Consider the following 17150-nt stretch of genomic DNA (forward strand, 5'->3'; position numbering starts at 1 on the left):
GTTCTCGCAGCGTCATGATACAAGGCCAATACGACATGGGCCCCGCCACAGGGCCGGCTAGCGGTTGGCGCACCCCATCAGCAGCGCGCCCTCGACGGGCACGAAGCGGTCGGCGGCGCGGATCAGGGCGTCGGCGGTATAGGCGGGCACGCCGAACACTTCTACCTCGACCCCGAACCGTTCGCGCAGCCTGTCGACCAGCGGCGCGAAGTCGCCGTCGCCGGAGATCAGCACCACCACGTCGGCATCAACCGCATGGTCGATGGCGTCCAGGGTGATGCCCACGTCCCAGTCGCCCTTGGCCGAGCCGTCGGCGCGTCGGATGAAGGGCTTGAGCTTCACCTCGAAGCCGATGGCGCGAAGGATGTTCTGGAACTGGCGCTGTTTTTCGTCGCCGCGGTCGATGGCGTAGGCGATGGCGCGGCTAACCCGCCGGCCCTCGGTGGCGCGGGCCCAGAGGGCGTTGTAGTCGACGTTGCGCCCGTGGGCCTGGCGGCTGGTGTAGTAGAGGTTCTGGACGTCGAGCAGGATCAGTGCCGTGGGCATGCGGGGTCTCGGTGGGCGAGGTGGGAAGAGCCGGCGCGCCGCAGAACGGCGCGCCGGCTTTCAGTCCGCGGCGTCTGGCCGCGAGCCGAGGATATGGTACACGCTGCCGTCGCGCACCATGGGATCATCGGGATTGACGACGATATCGGAGTGCGCCAGCACGAAGGCCTTGCCGGTGATGGTGTTCTCCACCACCGTCTGGCCGCCCTCCTGGCGGGTGCCGGTGAACTGGCCGATGAAGCCCGTCTCGCGCAGCGACACGGTCTCGAGCCGGTCGCCCGGCCGGATGCGGCCCTCGTGATGCATCAGCGCCAGACGCGCCGAGGTGCCGGTGCCGGTGGTGCTGCGACAGATCACGCCGGGATGCACGTAGGTGGTGGAGCGCGAGCGGTAGAAGCCGTCGGCCACTTCCGTCACCGGGCCCATGAAGTGCAGGAAGGGCAGCGGGCCCACGTCGCCCAGGGTGTAGTGGGTGAAGCCGCGCTCGGCCTGCAGCGCCTCGACGATCTTGTAGGCGCAGTCGGACAGCGCGCGTTCCTCCTCGCGGACCAGCGAGAAGCCGAGCTCGGTGGCATCCACCAGGGCGTAGAAGCCGCCGCTGTAGGCCACGCTGTAGGCGACCTCGCCGATGCCCGGGACGTGAATCGTCTCGCGGTAGGTGTCGATGTAGCTCGGCAGTCCCTCGCAGGTGATGGCCTCGACCACGTCGTTCTCGACCAGCGCCTCGATCTGCACGCGCCCGGCGGGCGATTCCAGCAGGAAGTGCTGGCGCCCCTCGCGCTTGGGCACCAGCCCGGCCTCGAGCACCGCGGTGGCGGTGCAGATGGTGTTGGAGCCGGAATAGATCGGGTAGCCCATCACCTCCATGATGATGTAGCCGGCGGCGGCCTCCGGGTCGCTGGGCGGCACGATCAGATCGACCGACATCTCGGGGATGCCGTAGGGTTCGTCGAGCAGCAGCGTGCGCAGGCCGTCGGCGCTGTCGCGCAGATAGTGCATCTGGTCGCGCACCGTGGCGCCCGGCAGCGGCGTGACGCCGCCGAGCACGATGCGGCTGACGTCGCCGCCGGCGTGGATGTCCATCAGCCGCAGTGTCAGTTCGGGCTTGCTCATTGCTTTCCCTCGAGGGCGAAGGGCGCGCCGTGCTCGTCCCATTCTGCGTCGGGGACGATCACGATCTTGCCGAGATAGTGGCTGCCGCGATGGACGAAGTAGCGCTCCGCCGCATGCAGTTCGGAGAGCCTGAAGGCCGCGTGCAGCACCGGCCTGAGCTGGCCGCCACGAATCCATTCCATCAGCTGCTCGGCTTCCTCCCGGGTGCCGTGGGAGACGCCGAAGATCTGCACCTGGTAAAGATAGATGCGGGTCCACATGATCTCGCTGACGTTGCCGCCGCTGGCGCCGGCGATGGACAGCCGCGGGTAGGTCGAGCGGGCCGACATGTCGAAGATCATGGCGTCGATGAAGCGGTCGGTCATCTCGCCGCCCACCAGGTCCATCACCGCATCGAGCGGCGCGCCGCCGGTCATCGCCTTCACCTGCGCCTCGAAGTCGCTCATGTCGGAGCGGTCGAGCACCGCTTCGGCGCCGAGTTCGACCAGGGCGTTGGCCTTGTCCGGCTGGCTCAGGGCGTAGGGAATGGCGCCGACGACGCGGCACAGCTGGATCAGGGCGGTGCCCACGCCGCCGCTGGCGCCGGTGACGAGCACGCGCTCGCCCGACGTCACGCCGGCCGCCGTCATCATGTGATAGGCGGTCTGATAGGAGCACATGCCCATGGCCGCCAGCTCGGCGTCGGCAAGCTCGGCGTTGGGCACATGATGGAACTGGTCCGAGGGTACGGCGACGTACTCGGCGAAGCCGCCGTCGGCGCCGTGGCCGTAGTAGTCCGGCGTCAGGTTGATGTCACGGCGGGCGTCGGCGTAGAGGTTGAAGTCGAGCAGGCCACGCTCGCCCAGCCGCGAGGCCTCGACGCCGTCGCCAGTGGCGACCACCCGTCCCACGACGTCGGCGCCCTGGATGCGCGGGAAGGTCAGGGTCGGGGAGCCGCCCATGGCGAACGAGGTCACGTCGCCCTGGTCCTTGGTCGGGTAGAGACCCTCGCGGGCCTTGCGGTCGGTGTTGTTCTTGGCCGTGGCGGTGACCTTGACCAGCACCTCGCCGGGGCCGGGGCGTGGCGTGGGCACGGTCTCGTCATAGACCAGCTGGTCCACGTCGCCGTGGCCGACCAGTCGCATGGCGGCCATGGTGGCGGGGACGGTGTCGGGCAGGGGCGCTGCGCCCATCGGCTCGCTCCTCGTGTCGGGTGAGTGTCCCGTGACGATAGCAAAGTCGCCAGGCCGCTCCATCCACGGTTTTTTTCGATTTCGGGCGACGCGATGGGGGATTTTTTGGTTGTGTTCGGCGCTCGCCTTCACCCCTCTCCGTGCCGATGGCTGAACAGGCGATAGCCCAATGCCAGCAGGAAGCAGAGCGTGGCGGGGATTGCCAGTGCCAGGAAATGCAGGGAGGCGAACAGCCAGGCGCCGGTGCCGCCGCCGGCCACGAAGCCGACCACGAGAATGGTCAACAGCTGGGCGCGCCGCCGGTCGAAGGGCTTGCCGCGCAGGGCGTTGCCGAGGATCAGCCCGATATCGGTGATGGTGCCGGTGAGATGGGTAGTGCGGACCACCGAGCCGCTGTAGGTGGTGGCCATGGCGTTCTGCAGCCCGCAGGCCATGGAGGCCAGGTAGTGGCCCAGGCGGGCGCCGTCGTCGAGGAAGTGGATGGCGGCCAGCAGCAGCACCCCCTCGAGAATCAGCAGCGTCTCGTAGTGGCGCCCGAGCCTGAGTGAACTGTCGGGCAGCACCAAGCCCGACAGTGCCGCGCCGATCAGGAAGCTGCCCAGGATACCGGCCAGGTGCAGGGCCGATGTGATCTCGCCATTGGCGAGCCCCGTGCCCATCAGGGTAGCCGTACCCGAGAGATGAGAGATGGCCTTGTGCTCGAAGCCCAGCAGCCCGACCGCATTGACGCAGCCGGCGATGAAGGCCAGCACGAAGGCGCCGTATTCGACCCAGCGAGGCAGCCTGGAGATCACGATGCGTCCTTGTGAGGGTGGATAAAGGTGTTGTCGTTATTTCATCATGCCCGTCGGTTCAGGGCAGCATCAGCCCCGACGCGTCCAGCCGGTCGCGCAGCTGCGCCAGGCCGCCTTCGTATTCCCAGTACATCACGCGCCCGTGCGATCCCGTCACCAGCAGGTACTGCTCGCTGATCGACTGAATGCGCTCGATGGCCACCAGCTTGGTGGTGAAGTCGTCCTGGCCTTGCTCTCGGATTTCGCGGTTGTCCTCATCGAATCCGTGGACGATGTGCGCCGTCCTGACGCTCACTTCCAGATATTTCATGGCGACTTTTTCGCCTCCTTGCAGTGTGCAAATTTCGGGGATAAACGGCTCGAATCTGGCCTGGAATGGCGCGAAATGAATGGGCAAAAGGCGCGCAACGATGCGGCTTGATAACGATAACACATTAAATATGTTGCCTTCTTGAGACAGGGTGTGTCGTCGCGGCGCCACATGGGTAAGGCCTCGGGGCTTCGCTAGAATGGCTGCCATTCATCAGGCCCAGGAGGCATCATGTCATTTCGCCCGTTGACCCTTGCGACCCTGTTGCTTGCTGCCCTGTTTCTGGCCGGCTGCAGCTACACGCCCGCCCGTATCGATCCCGAACCGCTGCTCGAGATCGGTGGGCACCACGATCGCGACTATCACCGCCATGGTGGTGGCTTCTGCCCACCGGGCCAGGCGAAGAAAGGACGCTGCTGAGATGACCGTCTCACGTCGCCACGGCGTCATGGGAGGCCTGGCAGTGGCGGTCGTTCTGCTGATGACGGGGTGCAGCTACACGCCGGCGCGCATCGACACCGGCCCTCTGGTGGAGATCGGTGGCTATCACGATGGCCATCGTCATCACGAGCGGCGCGAGTATCGCCACTATCGTCGTCATGACGATCACTACCGTGAGCGTCGCCACCACAGGCACCATCGTGACTACGGCGATCATCGTCGTCGCGGTGGCTTCTGCCCGCCCGGGCTGGCCATGCAGGGGCGCTGCTGAGCGGCGCCGCCTGCCTACTCGCCTTCGTTTCCTTCCACGAGTGCCGCTTCCAGCGTCGCCAGCCGGCCCGGCACCAGGGCATCCTCCACGGCGGTGATCCGCAGCAGGTGGCCGAGTGCCGGATGAGCCGCGCGGGCGGTCAGCTTGCCCTCGTCCAGCAACCTGGCGTGCACGCGTGCGGCCAGCTCGGGGCTGGGCAGGCGAAGGGCGATGAAGTTGGTGGCGCTCGGCAGCACGTCGGCACCCAGGGCACGGAAATGTGCCGTCAGCCGCTCGCGCCGCGCGATGACGTCGCGCAGATGACGGTCTATCTCGGCAGGGTGATCCAGCACCACCTCGGCGGCCGCCAGGCTGAGCGACGACACCGCATAGTGGATGCGCACCTTCTGCATCATCGCGCGGGTCTCGGGCTCGACGATCGCGTAGCCGACGCGCAATCCGGCCAGCCCCATGGCCTTCGACAGCGTGCGGCAGCGAATCACGCCGGGCAGGGCGCGGGTGAATCCGGGCGCGTCGGCATCGTCGCGGAAGTCATGATAGGCCTCGTCCAGCAGCAGCCAGCAGTCCTCGGGAAGCGCCTCGCGTAGCCGGGCGACGTCGTCGACCTCATGGCGGTGGCCGGTGGGGTTATCCGGATTGGCCAGGTACACCAGGCGGGCGTTTTCCCGTTGGGCGGCCTCGGCCAGGGCGTCGAGGTTCGGCGCCAGGCCTTCCTCATTCTCTCGATAGTCGACTTCCACCAGGCGGCAGCCCTGGCCACGGGCGAAGTAGCCGAAGGTCGGGTAGGTGCCGGCGGAGGCGATCACGGTGGTGCCGGTCGGTGCCACGGTGCGAAGGGCCAGGGCCAACAGGCTGTCGCAGCCGGCATCCACCAGCAGGCTGTCGACGTCGAAACCGTGGCGACGCGCCAGGCGCTCACGCAGGGCCATGGCTTCGGCGTCGCCGTAGCAGGTGACGTGCTTGGCCATGGCCTCGCCGAAGTGCTCACGCAGCGCGGCATGGGGCATGTCGAGCCCCTCGTTGGAGCCCAGCCGGTGCGGAATGGCGTGGCCCAGACGCCGCTGCAGCGCCGCGAGGCCGGGAAAGGGGTTGTCGGGACCGGGCGAATAGAGGTGGTCGGCGAAGCGGGGCATGGGGCCTCTCTCGATGCACGGTGGATGTGGGCCCTGTCCTGGGAGGCGGGCTCGCTCATCGTATGAGGTTACCGGCCCTTTGGGTCGCCCTGCCAGTAGGGCGTGGCCAGACCGAGGCGCGTGCTCTTCAGTGTTTCCTGGCCACCAGCCAGTGGGTCACGCCCAGCGCCAGTACCACGGCCGCGATGGACAGCACGTATTCGGCGGAGACGGTCGAGATGTCCAGCACGATGACCTTACGGGCGATGGCCATCAGCGCCGTGGCGACGACCAGTTGGATGGGGAGAACGTTGGTACCCAGGTAGAGGCGGATGTTGATGAAGATCTCGATGGCGATCAGGACCACCATGAAGGCGCCGAACAGCCGGAAGATGTCGCCGACCTCGAGCAGCAGGAAGGGAGGTGAGGCGAGCTCCTGGTAAAGCACGTAGACGACATCGAAGATGCCCCACAGGATCACGAACACCATCAGCACGGCCAGTGCCTTCACACCGACGCGAATGATGCGGTGAAGCCAGCCGATCAGCGGATCCTCGTGTTCCTCGGGGAGCTCGTCGTGGAGCAGCCGAGGTGGATCGTCGCGGGGTACCCGTGGCTCGTCACGTTCGTCGCTCATCATGACCTCCTGGTCGCCAGACCTTCACTGTGCCACCGGAATATCCTTTCCACCAAGAAAAACGCCACGACGCGAGCGTCGTGGCGATCTTGCATTCCTCCCTGGGCATCGTCCCGATGCCGAGATCGGCGTCCCTTGGGGGCGTCCTGCCCCGTGCGTCCCTGGCGAAGCGAGTGGCAGTGTCCGTTGCCGATTCCTGTCTTGAGCCGTTGTAGTCTCGGTCAGGCGCATGACGGTGGAGTGAATCGACGATGACGATTCGATGTCGGTCGTGCTTTGGCTTCCGTATCTCTCTTCGGGTGTCAGCCTTCCGCGTCAGGCTCCAGCGAACTCAACAGCCCGCGCAACAGCGAGAGCTCCTTGCGCGAGGGCTGGGCACGAGCGAACAGCGCCTGCAGCTGTTCTTCGGTGCGGGCATGGGGCTGAGTGATAAAACCGCTGGCCTGCATCAGGCGAGACAAATGGTCGTGGAAGTGGCCCAGCTGTTCCCGGGTCGGCTGGCGATCCTGGGCCGGCCGAGCGGCCTGGAAGCCGCTGTCCGGTCGCTGTCGCCAGGCGCGGAAAGTCTCGTAGGCGAGTACCTGAACGGCCTGGGAGAGGTTGAGCACGCCGTAGTCCGGGTTGGCGGGAATGCTGACCTGGTGACTGCAGCAGCGGATCTCGTCGTTGGTCAGCCCGAAGCGCTCGCGGCCGAACACCAGAGCGACGGGATCGCTCGCGGCATGCGCCACCAGCGACTCGGCCATCTCGGCGGGCTCGTCGAAGTGGGGCAGGGGCATGCTGCGCAGTCGGGCGCTGGCGCCGATCACCTGGACGCAGTCGCTCACGGCCTCTTCCAGCGAGCCGACCACTCGGGCTGCGTCGACGAGGTCCTCGGCGCCGGCGGCCAGTCGGCTGGCCTCGGGGTGAGGGAAGTCGCGCGGGTTGACCAGCACCAGGTCGGTGAGCCCCATGGTCTTCATGGCCCGCGCCGAGGCGCCTATATTGCCGGGGTGGTAGGTCTGGACGAGGACGATGCGGATATGGGAGAGCATGGACAGTAGGGCAGCCAGAAGATGGGAGACTTGGAGCGAGTATCTTACCGCGCCAGGCCGCCAGGCCGCCAAGCCGCCAGTCCCCTTAACGAGAAGACCCCCGCCGGTTGCCCGGCGGGGGTCTGTCTCAGGCGTGGCCTGGAAGAAGGGACCGGCTTACATCATGCCGCCCATGCCTCCCATGCCGCCCATGCCGCCCATGTCGCCGCCACCGGCAGCGTCCTGCTCGTCCGGGTCGTCGGCGATCATGCACTCGGTGGTGATCATCAGGCCGGCGACGGAACCTGCGGACTGCAGGGCGCTACGGGTCACCTTGGCCGGGTCCAGCACGCCCATGTCGAACAGGTCGCCGAACTCGCCGGTCTGGGCGTTGTAGCCGAAGTTGCCTTCACCGTCCTTGACGCGGTTCAGGATGACGGAAGCCTCCTGGCCGGCGTTGGTGACGATCTGGCGCAGCGGAGCTTCCATGGCGCGCACGGCGATGGCGATGCCGTGGGTCTGGTCCTCGTTCTCGCCCTTGAGGCCGGCGACCTTGGTCAGCACGCGGATCAGGGCGGTACCACCGCCAGGCACCACGCCTTCCTCGACAGCGGCGCGAGTGGAGTGCAGGGCGTCCTCGACGCGAGCCTTCTTCTCCTTCATCTCCACTTCGGTCGCGGCACCGACGCGGATCACGGCGACACCGCCGGCCAGCTTGGCGACGCGCTCCTGGAGCTTCTCGCGATCGTAGTCGGAGGACGTCTCTTCGATCTGGGCGCGGATCTGGTTGACGCGAGCCTCGATGTCAGCGTCCTGGCCGGCACCATCGATGATGGTGGTGTTTTCCTTGGACATGGTCACGCGCTTGGCGGTGCCCAGGTGGTCCAGGTTGGCCTGCTCGAGGTCCAGACCCACTTCCTCGGAGATCACGGTACCGCCGGTCAGGATGGCGATGTCCTGCAGCATGGCCTTGCGACGGTCGCCGAAGCCCGGCGCCTTGGCGGCCGCGACCTTGACGATGCCGCGCATGGTGTTGACCACCAGAGTGGCCAGGGCTTCGCCTTCGATGTCCTCGGCGATGATCACCAGCGGCTTGCCGGCCTTGGCGACGGCCTCGAGGGTCGGCAGCAGCTCGCGGATGTTGGAGATCTTCTTGTCCACCAGCAGGATGAACGGATCTTCCAGTTCCACGGCCATGGTGTCCTGGTTGGTCACGAAGTACGGCGACAGGTAGCCGCGATCGAACTGCATGCCTTCCACGACGTCCAGCTCGTCTTCGAAGCCACGGCCTTCGTCGACGGTGATGACGCCTTCCTTGCCGACCTTCTCCATGGCCTCGGCGATGATGCGGCCGATGTTGGTGTCGCCGTTGGCGGAGATGGTGCCGACCTGGGCGATGGCGTTGGAGTCGGTGCACGGCACGGCCAGCTCGCCGACTTCCTTGACCGCGGCCTGGATGGCCTGGTCGATGCCACGCTTCAGGTCCATCGGGTTCATGCCAGCGATGACGCCCTTCAGGCCTTCGTTGACGATGGACTGGGCCAGCACGGTGGCGGTGGTGGTGCCGTCACCGGCGACGTCGGAGGTCTTGGAAGCGACTTCCTTGACCATCTGCGCGCCCATGTTCTCGAACTTGTCCTTGAGCTCGATTTCCTTGGCCACGGAAACGCCGTCCTTGGTCACGGTCGGTGCGCCGAAGGACTTTTCCAGGACCACGTTGCGGCCCTTCGGGCCCAGGGTGGCCTTGACGGCGTTGGCCAGGGTGTCGACACCCTTGGCCATGCGAGTGCGGGCATCGCTGGAGAACTTGACTTGTTTCGCTGCCATTTTCGTAGGTTTCCTGTGAGTTCGTGAACGTCGGTTTCGAGCGGGTGGCGGTCTAGGCTCAGCCTTCGACGACGGCCAGGATGTCGGACTCGCTCATGATCAGCACTTCTTCACCGTCGATCTTCTGCTTCTCGACGCCGAAGCCATCCTTGAAGATCACGGTGTCGCCGACCTTGACGTCGAGCGGGCGAACGTCGCCGCTGTCCAGGATCCGGCCGTTACCGACGGCGAGGACTTCGCCACGCGTCGGCTTTTCCTGGGCGCTGCCCGGGAGCACGATGCCGCCAGCGGTTTTCTGTTCTTCTTCGACGCGACGGATGACGACGCGATCGTGCAAGGGACGGATGTTCATTGCTCACGTTCTCCTGATGGTTTGCTGTGCCGGAACGTCGCTGCCCCGGCGTTTTCATCATCAACCCGCAGGTCTCGCTGCGGGGTGAAGGCGCCTGCCTTCCGTGGGGATGATTCCGGCGGGCCGGAATCGAAACTCGTTGCTGTCGGATAGGTGGGGCTGGCCAGTGGGCTTTCAAGCCCCCGTCCGAAAATTTTTTGCCGTTCAGCCGCGCCGCTCGTCGTGGGCGATGAAGTCGCCTTCCAGCGGCTCGCCGTCAGCATCACGAGAGGAGGTGCGCTGGCCTGGCTCGTGCGATTCGCCGGCCTGCTGCCAGTCGGCGTCGCTCCCCTGGCGGGCCTGATAGGCACCGGCCTGCATGTGGACGCCCTGGAAGCGCATGCCTGCCCGGCCCAGCAGTCGGCCGAGCAGGCGACGCGCGTCCGGAATCAGGCACATGAAACCCAGGGCATCGGACAGGAAGCCCGGGGCCATCAGCAGGGCGCCACCGAAGATCAGGGCGGCGCCGGTCAGCAGCTCGCCGGAGGGCAGCTCGCCACGGTTCATGCGCTCCTGGGCGCGGGCGAAGGTGGCGACGCCTTCCCGACGGATCAGGTGCAGGCCCAGGAAGCCGGTGCCCAGCACCAGGGCCAGGGTGGTCAGCAGCCCGATGTGGCTGCCGACCGTGAACAGCAGGACGAAGTCGAGCAGGGCGAAGACGGTAAAGAAAGCGAGAAAGGGCATGATGACTCCGCGTTGACGAATGCCGGTTTAATGGGGGCGTCGTGGTGGGAAATCAAGCCTCGTTCGAAGGGCGGAGTGTTGCATCGCAACATTCAGGATAGGCTAAGCACGACGGATGTCGGTGCCGGCCTTTCTGCGCTCCGGCAGCGACGCACGATCATCAGCGTGGGGAGATTCGACATGACACTGCAGGATCGCATCATCGCCATCACCGGTGGCGCCCGAGGCCTGGGGCTGGCGATGGCCGAGCGCCTCGGCCGGGAGGGCGCGACCGTGGCGCTGCTCGACCGAGACGGCGACAGCCTGGATGCCGCCGTGAGTCGGCTGGCGGAGGCCAATATCATGGCGCGGGGCTTTGTCGTCGACGTGGCCGACGAGGCCTCCGTGGCGGAGGCCTTCACGGCCGTCGGCGAATCTCTGGGGCCTCTCGATGGGCTGGTCAACAACGCCGGCATCGTGCGCGACGGCCTGCTGGTCAAGGCACGTGACGGCGAGGTGTCGACGCGTCTGTCGCTGTCCGACTGGCAGCGGGTGATCGACGTCAACCTGACCGGCGTCTTCCTGTGCGGGCGTGAGGCGGCCACCCGCATGATCGAGGCCGGTCGCCAGGGCGTGATCGTCAATATCTCCAGCGTGGTGCGCGGTGGCAATGTCGGCCAGAGCAACTACGCGGCGGCCAAGGCCGGGGTGGCCTCGCTGACGGTGACCTGGGCTCAGGAGCTGTCCCGGTACGGCATTCGGGTGGGGGCGGTGGCGCCGGGCTTCATCGAGACCGAAATGACGGCCGAGCTGCGCGAGGACATCCGCGATCGTATCGCGTCGCAGATCCCGTTGCGCCACATGGGCCAGCCCGGTGATATCGCCGAGAGCGTGGCCTTCATCTTCGCCAACGACTATTTCACCGGGCGGGTGCTGGAGTGTGACGGCGGGCTCAGGATCTAGGTTCTGTACGAAAACTGTCTGCGCTCGCCCTTACGGCGTTAAAAATCGGCTAAAAGTCCTCATTTACACCACGTAAACTCCGTCTTTTCACCGATTTTTGCCTTTTCTGGCCATCGCTCGCCGACTTTTCGCACGAAACCTAGGCGCGGTCGGCAAGGTGCCATCCTGCATCGGGGCGCCGGTGCCGCCTGGGTCCGCCGTCGATGCGGTCAGAAGGTGACTTGATCGGAGAGGCCCTGTACGGTCATCTCACCGATACCGCTGACCCGGGAAAGGTCGTCGGCGCTCTCGAAGGGGCCGTTGGCCTCGCGGTATTCGACGATGGCGGCGGCCCGAGTCTCGCCGATGCCCGGCAGCTCGGCGAGCAGGGTGACATCGGCGGTGTTGACGTCGATCGGCGCCATGTCCTGTGCGATGGCCGGTGATACCAGGCCGAGCATCAGCGTCAGGCCCAGGGCGGCGATACCGGTGGTGTAGCGTGTTTTCATGGCAGGGACCTCTCTCGATGGGGGGCGGGCGAACGGGTGAGCCCGGGTGCCGTGGCGGCACCTGTCTCAAGCTAGTGGCATCGGAGGCACTCGGGTGCGAGCCATCGCCTCGGTGTTTTGTCGTCGATGGACGACGCCTGCGAGTCGTGATCTCCCCATGCGATTGGGGCGTTGGCTGATATACTGCGCAGGTTCAATCAGCTACCAGGAGCCCTGCCCGTGCCCACTGCGTCTCCCCTGATCATCGCCCTCGATTACGCCTCTCTGGACGCCGCCCTGTGCATGGCCGACCGGCTCGATCCGGCCCGTTGCCGGGTCAAGGTGGGCAAGGAGCTGTTCACGCGAAGCGGCCCCGACGTGCTCGAGGCCCTGCATGGGCGCGGCTTCGAGGTGTTCCTGGACCTCAAGTTTCACGACATCCCCAATACCGTGGCCGGTGCCGTGCAGGCCGCCGCCGAACAGGGCGTGTGGATGGTCAACGTGCACGCCGGTGGCGGCGGGCGGATGATGGAGGCGGCCAAGCAGCGTCTGGTCCAGCATGACCTGTCCACTCACCTGATCGCGGTGACGGTGCTGACCAGCATGGCGGCCGAGGACCTGGCGGAGGTGGGGGTGACGGCCACGCCCGCGGAGCAGGTCGAGCGGTTGGCGACCCTGGCGCGCGATAGCGGCATGGACGGGGTGGTGTGTTCGGCCCAGGAAGCCGGGCGGCTGCGCACCCTGTGCGGCGACGACTTCCTCAAGGTGACGCCGGGCATTCGTCCGGCCACGGCGGACGCCGGCGATCAGCGGCGCGTGATGACGCCGACAACGGCCATGGCGGCGGGCAGTACCCATCTGGTGGTGGGGCGTCCGGTCACCCAGGCAGGGGATCCCATGGCGGCGCTGGCCGCCATCGAGGCGGAGCTGGCGACGGGCTGAGGGTTGGCTATTCGCCCTCGATCCCGGTGATCGGTTTGGTGGTGCCCCAGCTGCGACAGCGGGGGCACTGCCACAGCAGCGGTTCGCCGCTGAAGCCACAGCGCTGGCAGCGATGGCGGGGTCGGGCCTGGAGCAGCGTGTGGGTGTGGCGCTGCAGCAGTTCGATGCGCGGGTTGCCCGTGCCACCTTCCTGCTGGTGGTAGAGCCGAATCAGGTAGTCGACGGCGCCGAGGCTCGGCGAGCGCTCCAGCTCTCGGGTCAGCAGCGCCTGGGCGGCCTCCGTATCACCATGCTGGCGGCGCAGGGCCTCGGCCAGCGTGATGATCACGCTGGTATAGGGCGCGGTCTCGAGCAGCGACTCGAGGTGACGAATCAGTCCCTCTTCATCGTCGAGCAGCCGATAGGCGCGTCCCAGCGGTTCTAGCAGGGTCGGAATGAAGTGCTTGTCCTGGTCGGGAATTCGCTGCAGCAGCCGGATCGCCTGGCGGTACTGGCCTGTCTCCAGTGCCATGTCGGCCAGCATCAGATTGGCGCGAACGCACTGGCGATCGGTGGAAAGCGCCTGCTTGAGATGGCGACGCGCCAACACCGGGCTCGCCGACTGGCGCTCCTGGTCGGCGATCTCGCACAGCCAGTGGGCGGCGGCGCGCCGCACGTCGTTGCTTTCCTTGATCAGCGCCGGCTGGGCCACGTCCAGTGCCTGCTGGTACTCGCCTTCCCGTTCCAGCAGGTCGACCAGCAGTTGCCTGGCGGCATGGCGATGCTCGCCGTTATGGCTGTCCTTGATCAGCGAGTAGAGCAGTCGCTCGGCGCGGTCCAGCAGGCCGAGTTGCAGGAAGTCGCGTGACAGCTCCAGCTGAACGCGGTCGCCCTGTTGGGCGCTGAGCGTCGGACGTGCCAGCAGGTTCTGGTGGACCTTGACCGCCCGGTCGGCCTCGCCGCGGGTGCGGAACAGGTTGCCCAGGGCGATGTGCGTCTCGATGGTATCGCTGTTGACCTCCAGGGCGCCGATGAAGGTCTCGATGGCGCGGTCCTGCTGGTCGTTGAGCAGATAGTTGAGGCCCACGAAGTAATCGCGGGCCAGCGTCGGCGACTGAGGCGCGGGGGCGGTGTTCCGGCGTTCGCGGCGGCCGAGCCACCAGCCGATGGCGACCGCTGCCAACAACAGGGCCAGCAGCAGAACATCGGTCATGCTCAGGGCAGTTCCTTCATCTCCTGGACGCGCAGCTGGTCCAGCTCCTTGCGCTGCTGCTGATTGTGGCGCTGGGCCCGGGTCAGCAGGGTGCGCAGGCGCAGGTAGACGCCACCCATGGCGAGCATGCCAAGCAGTACACCGACGACCAGGCTGGCCAGCAGCCACACCGAGAGCGACGCCGCCGGCAGCTCGAACCAGATCAGGTTGAGGGGCAGGGCTTGCTGGTTGTTGACGGCGAAAAGAATGCCGACCAGCAGTACCACCAGCAGGATGACGGCCAGGATCAGGCCTTTGAGCCAACGCATGTGTGAATTCCCGTGTCGTGTGAAAGAGAGTGGGAAGGGCGGTCGGGCGCGCCCGTCAGTAACCGAGGGCGCGACTGGCGTCCACCTGCTCGCGCAGCTCCTTGCCGGGCTTGAAGTGCGGTACGAACTTGCCGTCGAGATCGACGGGCTCGCCGGTCTTGGGGTTGCGGCCGACGCGCGGTTCGCGATAGTGCAGCGAGAAGCTGCCGAAGCCGCGGATCTCGACCCGCCCGCCGTCCGCGAGGGTGTCGGTGATGTCATCCAGGATCAGCCGCACGGCGGCCTCGACGTCCTTGACGGACAGCTCGGGCTGTCGCATGGCAATCTGTTCGATCAGTTCGGACTTGGTCATCGGCTCTCTCCGTGCTGTCCTGATCCGGCCGTGGGGCACAGGGCGATCGTTCCTCAAAGCATACTGCGCAACTTTTGATAAAACAACGCACTAGCCTTCACACGCAAGTTGCGTGCCGCTGCCGGACCCGCGCTCGACGCTGCTCGGCCAGTCGCCTTGGCCGCGGGCACGGTGGATCGGGGCGGGCTGCCGGGGGTGGACGGCTCGGGTATACTGTCGACACATTCATCGGATCAACGAGGCCGATCTTGAACGACGATTCGTCCGCGGCAGCCGCCCTTCGCAAGCGCCTCTACTGGCATTCCCGTCGTGGCATGTGGGAACTCGACCTGCTGCTGATTCCCTTCCTGGAGCAACGCTACGATACCCTCGACGAGCGCGACCAGGCCGCCTATCGCACCCTGATCGACGAGGAGGATCAGGATCTCTTCGCCTGGTTGATGCGCCGTGAGTGGCCCGAGGAGCCCGAGCGTCGCCGCATCGTCAAGATGATCGTCGAGCATGCCGAGAGCACCGATAACGATCACTATCGCAACCTCTAGGCTGTCGTTGCTCGCCCAGGGCCTGATGGCCCTGGGTGTGGTGGGGTGGCTGGGAACGTTCGTGACCTGGTGGGCGGCCCTGCCAGCGGCGGCGCTGATGGCTGCCGTGCTGATCGATGTCGCCCGGCAGCGGCTGCGGGGTGCGCTGCGCCTGCAGCCGCGAGAGGGTGCGGCGCCACTGCTGGCCTGGCGTCCTGCGGGGAGTGAGGTCTGGCAGCAAGTGCCGCTGCGGTGCGACTACCTGGGACCCTGGCTGATCGGGCTGCGCCTGCCCGGCAGGCGCCTCTGGCTCTGGCCCGATAGCGGCAACGCCGAATCGCTGCGTCGGCTGCGCAAGGCGCTGCTCTCTCTTCCTTGATGCCGGCTTCTCTTTTCCGCCTTCCCCGATGCCGGACGATGAAGTGTCGCTCCGGGCGCCTCTTCCATGGTGGCTGCCCGTGTTGTTCCGCTCTTTTATACGAGCGCCTCGGGGCGGCCGCATCCCTCAGTGGTTGGCGGGTGTCAGGTCGCTGAGGTGGAGGCGTGATGGCTGTGGTGCGGGATCGCCATGCAGCGGGCAGTCGGGGTTGAAGTGCAGGCCGCGGGATTCGCGGCGCGCCCGGGCGCTGGCCACGGTGAGTCGTGCCAGGCGCAGGGCATGCCATAGCCGGGCGAGGGGAACGCTGGGACGCGCCTCGGCGATGCACGGCGCCAGGCGCTCGGCGAGCTCGGCGAGGCGTTCCTCGGCCGCCGCGAGCCCGGCATCATGGCGCACGATGGCCACGCTCTCGCTCATGATCGTGCGCACCTCGGTCAGCAACGCCTGGCATTCTGCATCCGGCACTGGCGTGGTGCCGGGCTGCCAGGACGTCAGCGGGGCATCGCCGGGCGTGCTGGCATCACGCAGGCGACGCGCGCAGCTGCGGGCAAAGGCCAGGCACTCCAGCAATGAGTTGCTGGCCATGCGATTGGCGCCGTGCAGTCCGGTGCCGGCCACCTCCCCCACGGCATGGAGGCGGGGCACCGTGGTGACGCCCTCGAGATCGGTGCTCACGCCGCCGCAGCTGTAGTGGGCGGCCGGAACCACCGGGATCGGCTCCCGGGCGATGTCGATGCCGCGTGAGGCGCAGTAAGCGTGGATGGTGGGGAAGTGGTGGCGAATGGCATCTTCCCCCAGATGGCGCACGTCGAGCCAGACATGGTCGCGGCCGCTGCGCTGCATTTCGGCGTCGATGGCGCGGGCGACCACGTCGCGCGGGGCCAGTTCGGCGCGAGGGTCGACCTCTGGCATGAAGCGGCGTCCGTCGGCGTCGAGCAGGAGGCCGCCCTCGCCGCGTACCGCTTCGCTGATCAGAAAAGGTGGGCCGTCCGGGTCGAACAGGCAGGTGGGGTGGAACTGCTGGAATTCCAGGTTCATCAGCTCGGCACCAAGCTCGGCCGCCATCAGCATGCCTTCGCCGCAGGCCGGGTCGGGGCTGGTGGTGTGGCGGAACAGGCCACTGGCCCCGCCGGTGGCGAGTACGGTGTCCGCCGCCATCAGCTCCACCAGACCGCCGTTTTCGTCGAGGCAGCGGGCGCCCCGGCAGTGACCGGCGACGTCAGCGATCAGACCGATGGCGGTCAGGTCGGTGCGCAGGCGGATGGCCGGGTGGCGTTCAACGTGCTGTCGCAGGGTCTCCACCACGGCGCGCCCGGTGGCATCGTCGGCGTGGATGATGCGGCGTGCCCCGTGACCGCCCTCCCGGGTCAGGTGATACGGGTAGCGGGCCTCGGGGTCGGGATCCGGCGTGAAGGGGACGCCCAGCGACAGCAGCCACTCGATGGCGGCCGGCCCCTGCTCCACGGTGAAGCGCACCGCGGCCTCGTCGCACAGGCCGTCGCCGGCCACCAGGGTGTCGGCGACGTGCGCCTCGACCTCGTCGTCCGGCGACAGCACGGCGGCGATGCCGCCCTGGGCCCAGCGGCTGGCGCCCAGGGCCTCGCGGGACGGTTGCAGCAGCGTCACGGGGCGGCGTTCGGCGATCTCCAGGGCCAGGACCAGGCCGGCGATACCGCCGCCGATGATCAGGGTCTCGTGGGGGCTGTCGGGCATCGGACGGTTCCTTTCATGGCGGC

22 protein-coding genes are annotated in these 17150 nt (G+C 67.1%); 6 read left to right on the forward strand and 16 right to left on the reverse strand.

What is annotated here, in order from left to right:
• Positions 1–57 precede the first annotated feature (57 nt).
• The 5 genes from C9J49_RS06390 to C9J49_RS06410 all read right to left on the reverse strand — a co-directional run bounded on the left by C9J49_RS06390 (position 58) and on the right by C9J49_RS06410 (position 3935).
• Positions 58–546 carry an NYN domain-containing protein gene (locus tag C9J49_RS06390; RefSeq protein ID WP_046078010.1) on the reverse strand — a complete coding sequence of 163 codons (489 nt, stop codon included), beginning with the start codon at positions 544–546 and terminating at the stop codon, positions 58–60.
• 60 nt (positions 547–606) lie between these two features.
• Positions 607–1659 carry a proline racemase family protein gene (locus C9J49_RS06395; protein WP_107181505.1) on the reverse strand — a complete coding sequence of 351 codons (1053 nt, stop codon included), beginning with the start codon at positions 1657–1659 and terminating at the stop codon, positions 607–609.
• Positions 1656–2831 (reverse strand): zinc-binding dehydrogenase, encoded by a 1176-nt coding sequence (locus C9J49_RS06400; RefSeq protein WP_107181504.1) that lies wholly within the window; start codon positions 2829–2831, stop codon positions 1656–1658. The genes C9J49_RS06395 and C9J49_RS06400 overlap by 4 nt, the downstream gene beginning before the upstream one ends.
• Positions 2832–2959: 128 nt before the next feature.
• On the reverse strand, positions 2960–3625 hold the full coding sequence (locus C9J49_RS06405; protein ID WP_107181503.1) for a YoaK family protein: 666 nt from the start codon (positions 3623–3625) through the stop codon (positions 2960–2962).
• Positions 3626–3683: 58 nt separating this feature from the next.
• A complete protein-coding gene (locus tag C9J49_RS06410) occupies positions 3684–3935 on the reverse strand; it encodes a hypothetical protein (RefSeq protein ID WP_046078014.1) in 252 nt (83 codons plus the stop codon).
• A gap of 231 nt (positions 3936–4166) precedes the next feature.
• Between C9J49_RS06410 and C9J49_RS06415 the strand changes: the two genes are divergently transcribed.
• Complete coding sequence (locus C9J49_RS06415) at positions 4167–4355, forward strand: hypothetical protein (RefSeq protein ID WP_046078015.1); 189 nt, start codon at positions 4167–4169, stop codon at positions 4353–4355.
• Between the two features lies 1 nt (position 4356).
• Positions 4357–4647: a hypothetical protein gene (locus tag C9J49_RS06420; RefSeq protein WP_258393800.1), complete on the forward strand. Its 291-nt coding sequence runs from the start codon at positions 4357–4359 to the stop codon at positions 4645–4647.
• A gap of 14 nt (positions 4648–4661) precedes the next feature.
• Here the strand turns inward: C9J49_RS06420 and C9J49_RS06425 are convergent, their stop codons facing one another.
• From C9J49_RS06425 to C9J49_RS06450, 6 genes are all read right to left on the reverse strand, one after another.
• Positions 4662–5780 (reverse strand): histidinol-phosphate transaminase, encoded by a 1119-nt coding sequence (locus C9J49_RS06425; RefSeq protein WP_107181502.1) that lies wholly within the window; start codon positions 5778–5780, stop codon positions 4662–4664.
• 127 nt (positions 5781–5907) lie between these two features.
• Positions 5908–6396: a phosphate-starvation-inducible PsiE family protein gene (locus tag C9J49_RS06430; RefSeq protein ID WP_046078017.1), complete on the reverse strand. Its 489-nt coding sequence runs from the start codon at positions 6394–6396 to the stop codon at positions 5908–5910.
• A gap of 302 nt (positions 6397–6698) precedes the next feature.
• On the reverse strand, positions 6699–7430 hold the full coding sequence (locus C9J49_RS06435) for an RNA methyltransferase (protein WP_046078018.1): 732 nt from the start codon (positions 7428–7430) through the stop codon (positions 6699–6701).
• A 156-nt stretch (positions 7431–7586) separates the two neighbouring features.
• Positions 7587–9236 carry a chaperonin GroEL gene (gene groL, locus C9J49_RS06440; RefSeq protein ID WP_046078019.1) on the reverse strand — a complete coding sequence of 550 codons (1650 nt, stop codon included), beginning with the start codon at positions 9234–9236 and terminating at the stop codon, positions 7587–7589.
• A gap of 58 nt (positions 9237–9294) precedes the next feature.
• A complete protein-coding gene (locus C9J49_RS06445) occupies positions 9295–9588 on the reverse strand; it encodes a co-chaperone GroES (protein ID WP_035595572.1) in 294 nt (97 codons plus the stop codon).
• Between the two features lie 204 nt (positions 9589–9792).
• Positions 9793–10311, reverse strand: coding sequence for an FxsA family protein (locus C9J49_RS06450; protein ID WP_107181501.1), 519 nt, complete (start codon positions 10309–10311; stop codon positions 9793–9795).
• Positions 10312–10491: 180 nt separating this feature from the next.
• On the opposite strand from C9J49_RS06450, the gene C9J49_RS06455 reads away from it, so the two are divergent.
• Positions 10492–11253: an SDR family NAD(P)-dependent oxidoreductase gene (locus tag C9J49_RS06455; RefSeq protein ID WP_046078021.1), complete on the forward strand. Its 762-nt coding sequence runs from the start codon at positions 10492–10494 to the stop codon at positions 11251–11253.
• A gap of 209 nt (positions 11254–11462) precedes the next feature.
• Here C9J49_RS06455 and C9J49_RS06460 read toward each other — a convergent pair whose 3' ends face one another.
• The gene (locus C9J49_RS06460; protein ID WP_107181500.1) at positions 11463–11741 is read right to left on the reverse strand and encodes a ComEA family DNA-binding protein; all 279 of its coding nucleotides are present in this window, start codon (positions 11739–11741) and stop codon (positions 11463–11465) included.
• A gap of 219 nt (positions 11742–11960) precedes the next feature.
• Here C9J49_RS06460 and pyrF point away from each other — a divergent pair, with 219 nt between their 5' ends.
• The gene (pyrF, locus tag C9J49_RS06465) at positions 11961–12662 is read left to right on the forward strand and encodes an orotidine-5'-phosphate decarboxylase (protein ID WP_046078023.1); all 702 of its coding nucleotides are present in this window, start codon (positions 11961–11963) and stop codon (positions 12660–12662) included.
• 7 nt (positions 12663–12669) lie between these two features.
• Here pyrF and lapB read toward each other — a convergent pair whose 3' ends face one another.
• From lapB to C9J49_RS06480, 3 genes are read right to left on the reverse strand one after another with little or no spacing between them, the layout of a single operon-like run.
• A complete protein-coding gene (gene lapB / locus C9J49_RS06470) occupies positions 12670–13854 on the reverse strand; it encodes a lipopolysaccharide assembly protein LapB (RefSeq protein ID WP_107181499.1) in 1185 nt (394 codons plus the stop codon).
• A 2-nt stretch (positions 13855–13856) separates the two neighbouring features.
• Positions 13857–14162 (reverse strand): lipopolysaccharide assembly protein LapA domain-containing protein, encoded by a 306-nt coding sequence (locus tag C9J49_RS06475; protein WP_035595562.1) that lies wholly within the window; start codon positions 14160–14162, stop codon positions 13857–13859.
• Positions 14163–14217: 55 nt separating this feature from the next.
• The gene (locus C9J49_RS06480) at positions 14218–14538 is read right to left on the reverse strand and encodes an integration host factor subunit beta (protein ID WP_258393819.1); all 321 of its coding nucleotides are present in this window, start codon (positions 14536–14538) and stop codon (positions 14218–14220) included.
• A gap of 224 nt (positions 14539–14762) precedes the next feature.
• Here C9J49_RS06480 and C9J49_RS06485 point away from each other — a divergent pair, with 224 nt between their 5' ends.
• Positions 14763–15056: a succinate dehydrogenase assembly factor 2 gene (locus C9J49_RS06485; RefSeq protein WP_035595558.1), complete on the forward strand. Its 294-nt coding sequence runs from the start codon at positions 14763–14765 to the stop codon at positions 15054–15056.
• Positions 15057–15063: 7 nt separating this feature from the next.
• The gene (locus tag C9J49_RS06490) at positions 15064–15414 is read left to right on the forward strand and encodes a hypothetical protein (RefSeq protein WP_052719258.1); all 351 of its coding nucleotides are present in this window, start codon (positions 15064–15066) and stop codon (positions 15412–15414) included.
• 126 nt (positions 15415–15540) lie between these two features.
• On the opposite strand, the gene nadB is transcribed toward C9J49_RS06490, so the two are convergent.
• The gene (gene nadB, locus C9J49_RS06495) at positions 15541–17127 is read right to left on the reverse strand and encodes an L-aspartate oxidase (protein WP_107181498.1); all 1587 of its coding nucleotides are present in this window, start codon (positions 17125–17127) and stop codon (positions 15541–15543) included.
• Positions 17128–17150: the final 23 nt, after the last annotated feature.

Source organism: Halomonas sp. SL1, assembly GCF_003030865.2.
Classification (GTDB): domain Bacteria; phylum Pseudomonadota; class Gammaproteobacteria; order Pseudomonadales; family Halomonadaceae; genus Halomonas; species Halomonas halophila.

What these genes read in the sequence shown, in the direction of transcription:
- C9J49_RS06390 (WP_046078010.1), bottom strand. Translation starts at nt 546, where the DNA reads ATGCCCACGGCACTGATCCTGCTCGACGTCCAGAACCTCTACTACACC.
- C9J49_RS06395 (WP_107181505.1), bottom strand. Translation starts at nt 1,659, where the DNA reads ATGAGCAAGCCCGAACTGACACTGCGGCTGATGGACATCCACGCCGGC.
- C9J49_RS06400 (WP_107181504.1), bottom strand. Translation starts at nt 2,831, where the DNA reads ATGGGCGCAGCGCCCCTGCCCGACACCGTCCCCGCCACCATGGCCGCC.
- C9J49_RS06410 (WP_046078014.1), bottom strand. Translation starts at nt 3,935, where the DNA reads ATGAAATATCTGGAAGTGAGCGTCAGGACGGCGCACATCGTCCACGGA.
- C9J49_RS06415 (WP_046078015.1), top strand. Translation starts at nt 4,167, where the DNA reads ATGTCATTTCGCCCGTTGACCCTTGCGACCCTGTTGCTTGCTGCCCTG.
- C9J49_RS06420 (WP_258393800.1), top strand. Translation starts at nt 4,357, where the DNA reads ATGACCGTCTCACGTCGCCACGGCGTCATGGGAGGCCTGGCAGTGGCG.
- C9J49_RS06425 (WP_107181502.1), bottom strand. Translation starts at nt 5,780, where the DNA reads ATGCCCCGCTTCGCCGACCACCTCTATTCGCCCGGTCCCGACAACCCC.
- C9J49_RS06430 (WP_046078017.1), bottom strand. Translation starts at nt 6,396, where the DNA reads ATGAGCGACGAACGTGACGAGCCACGGGTACCCCGCGACGATCCACCT.
- C9J49_RS06435 (WP_046078018.1), bottom strand. Translation starts at nt 7,430, where the DNA reads ATGCTCTCCCATATCCGCATCGTCCTCGTCCAGACCTACCACCCCGGC.
- groL (WP_046078019.1), bottom strand. Translation starts at nt 9,236, where the DNA reads ATGGCAGCGAAACAAGTCAAGTTCTCCAGCGATGCCCGCACTCGCATG.
- C9J49_RS06445 (WP_035595572.1), bottom strand. Translation starts at nt 9,588, where the DNA reads ATGAACATCCGTCCCTTGCACGATCGCGTCGTCATCCGTCGCGTCGAA.
- C9J49_RS06450 (WP_107181501.1), bottom strand. Translation starts at nt 10,311, where the DNA reads ATGCCCTTTCTCGCTTTCTTTACCGTCTTCGCCCTGCTCGACTTCGTC.
- C9J49_RS06455 (WP_046078021.1), top strand. Translation starts at nt 10,492, where the DNA reads ATGACACTGCAGGATCGCATCATCGCCATCACCGGTGGCGCCCGAGGC.
- C9J49_RS06460 (WP_107181500.1), bottom strand. Translation starts at nt 11,741, where the DNA reads ATGAAAACACGCTACACCACCGGTATCGCCGCCCTGGGCCTGACGCTG.
- lapB (WP_107181499.1), bottom strand. Translation starts at nt 13,854, where the DNA reads ATGACCGATGTTCTGCTGCTGGCCCTGTTGTTGGCAGCGGTCGCCATC.
- C9J49_RS06475 (WP_035595562.1), bottom strand. Translation starts at nt 14,162, where the DNA reads ATGCGTTGGCTCAAAGGCCTGATCCTGGCCGTCATCCTGCTGGTGGTA.
- nadB (WP_107181498.1), bottom strand. Translation starts at nt 17,127, where the DNA reads ATGCCCGACAGCCCCCACGAGACCCTGATCATCGGCGGCGGTATCGCC.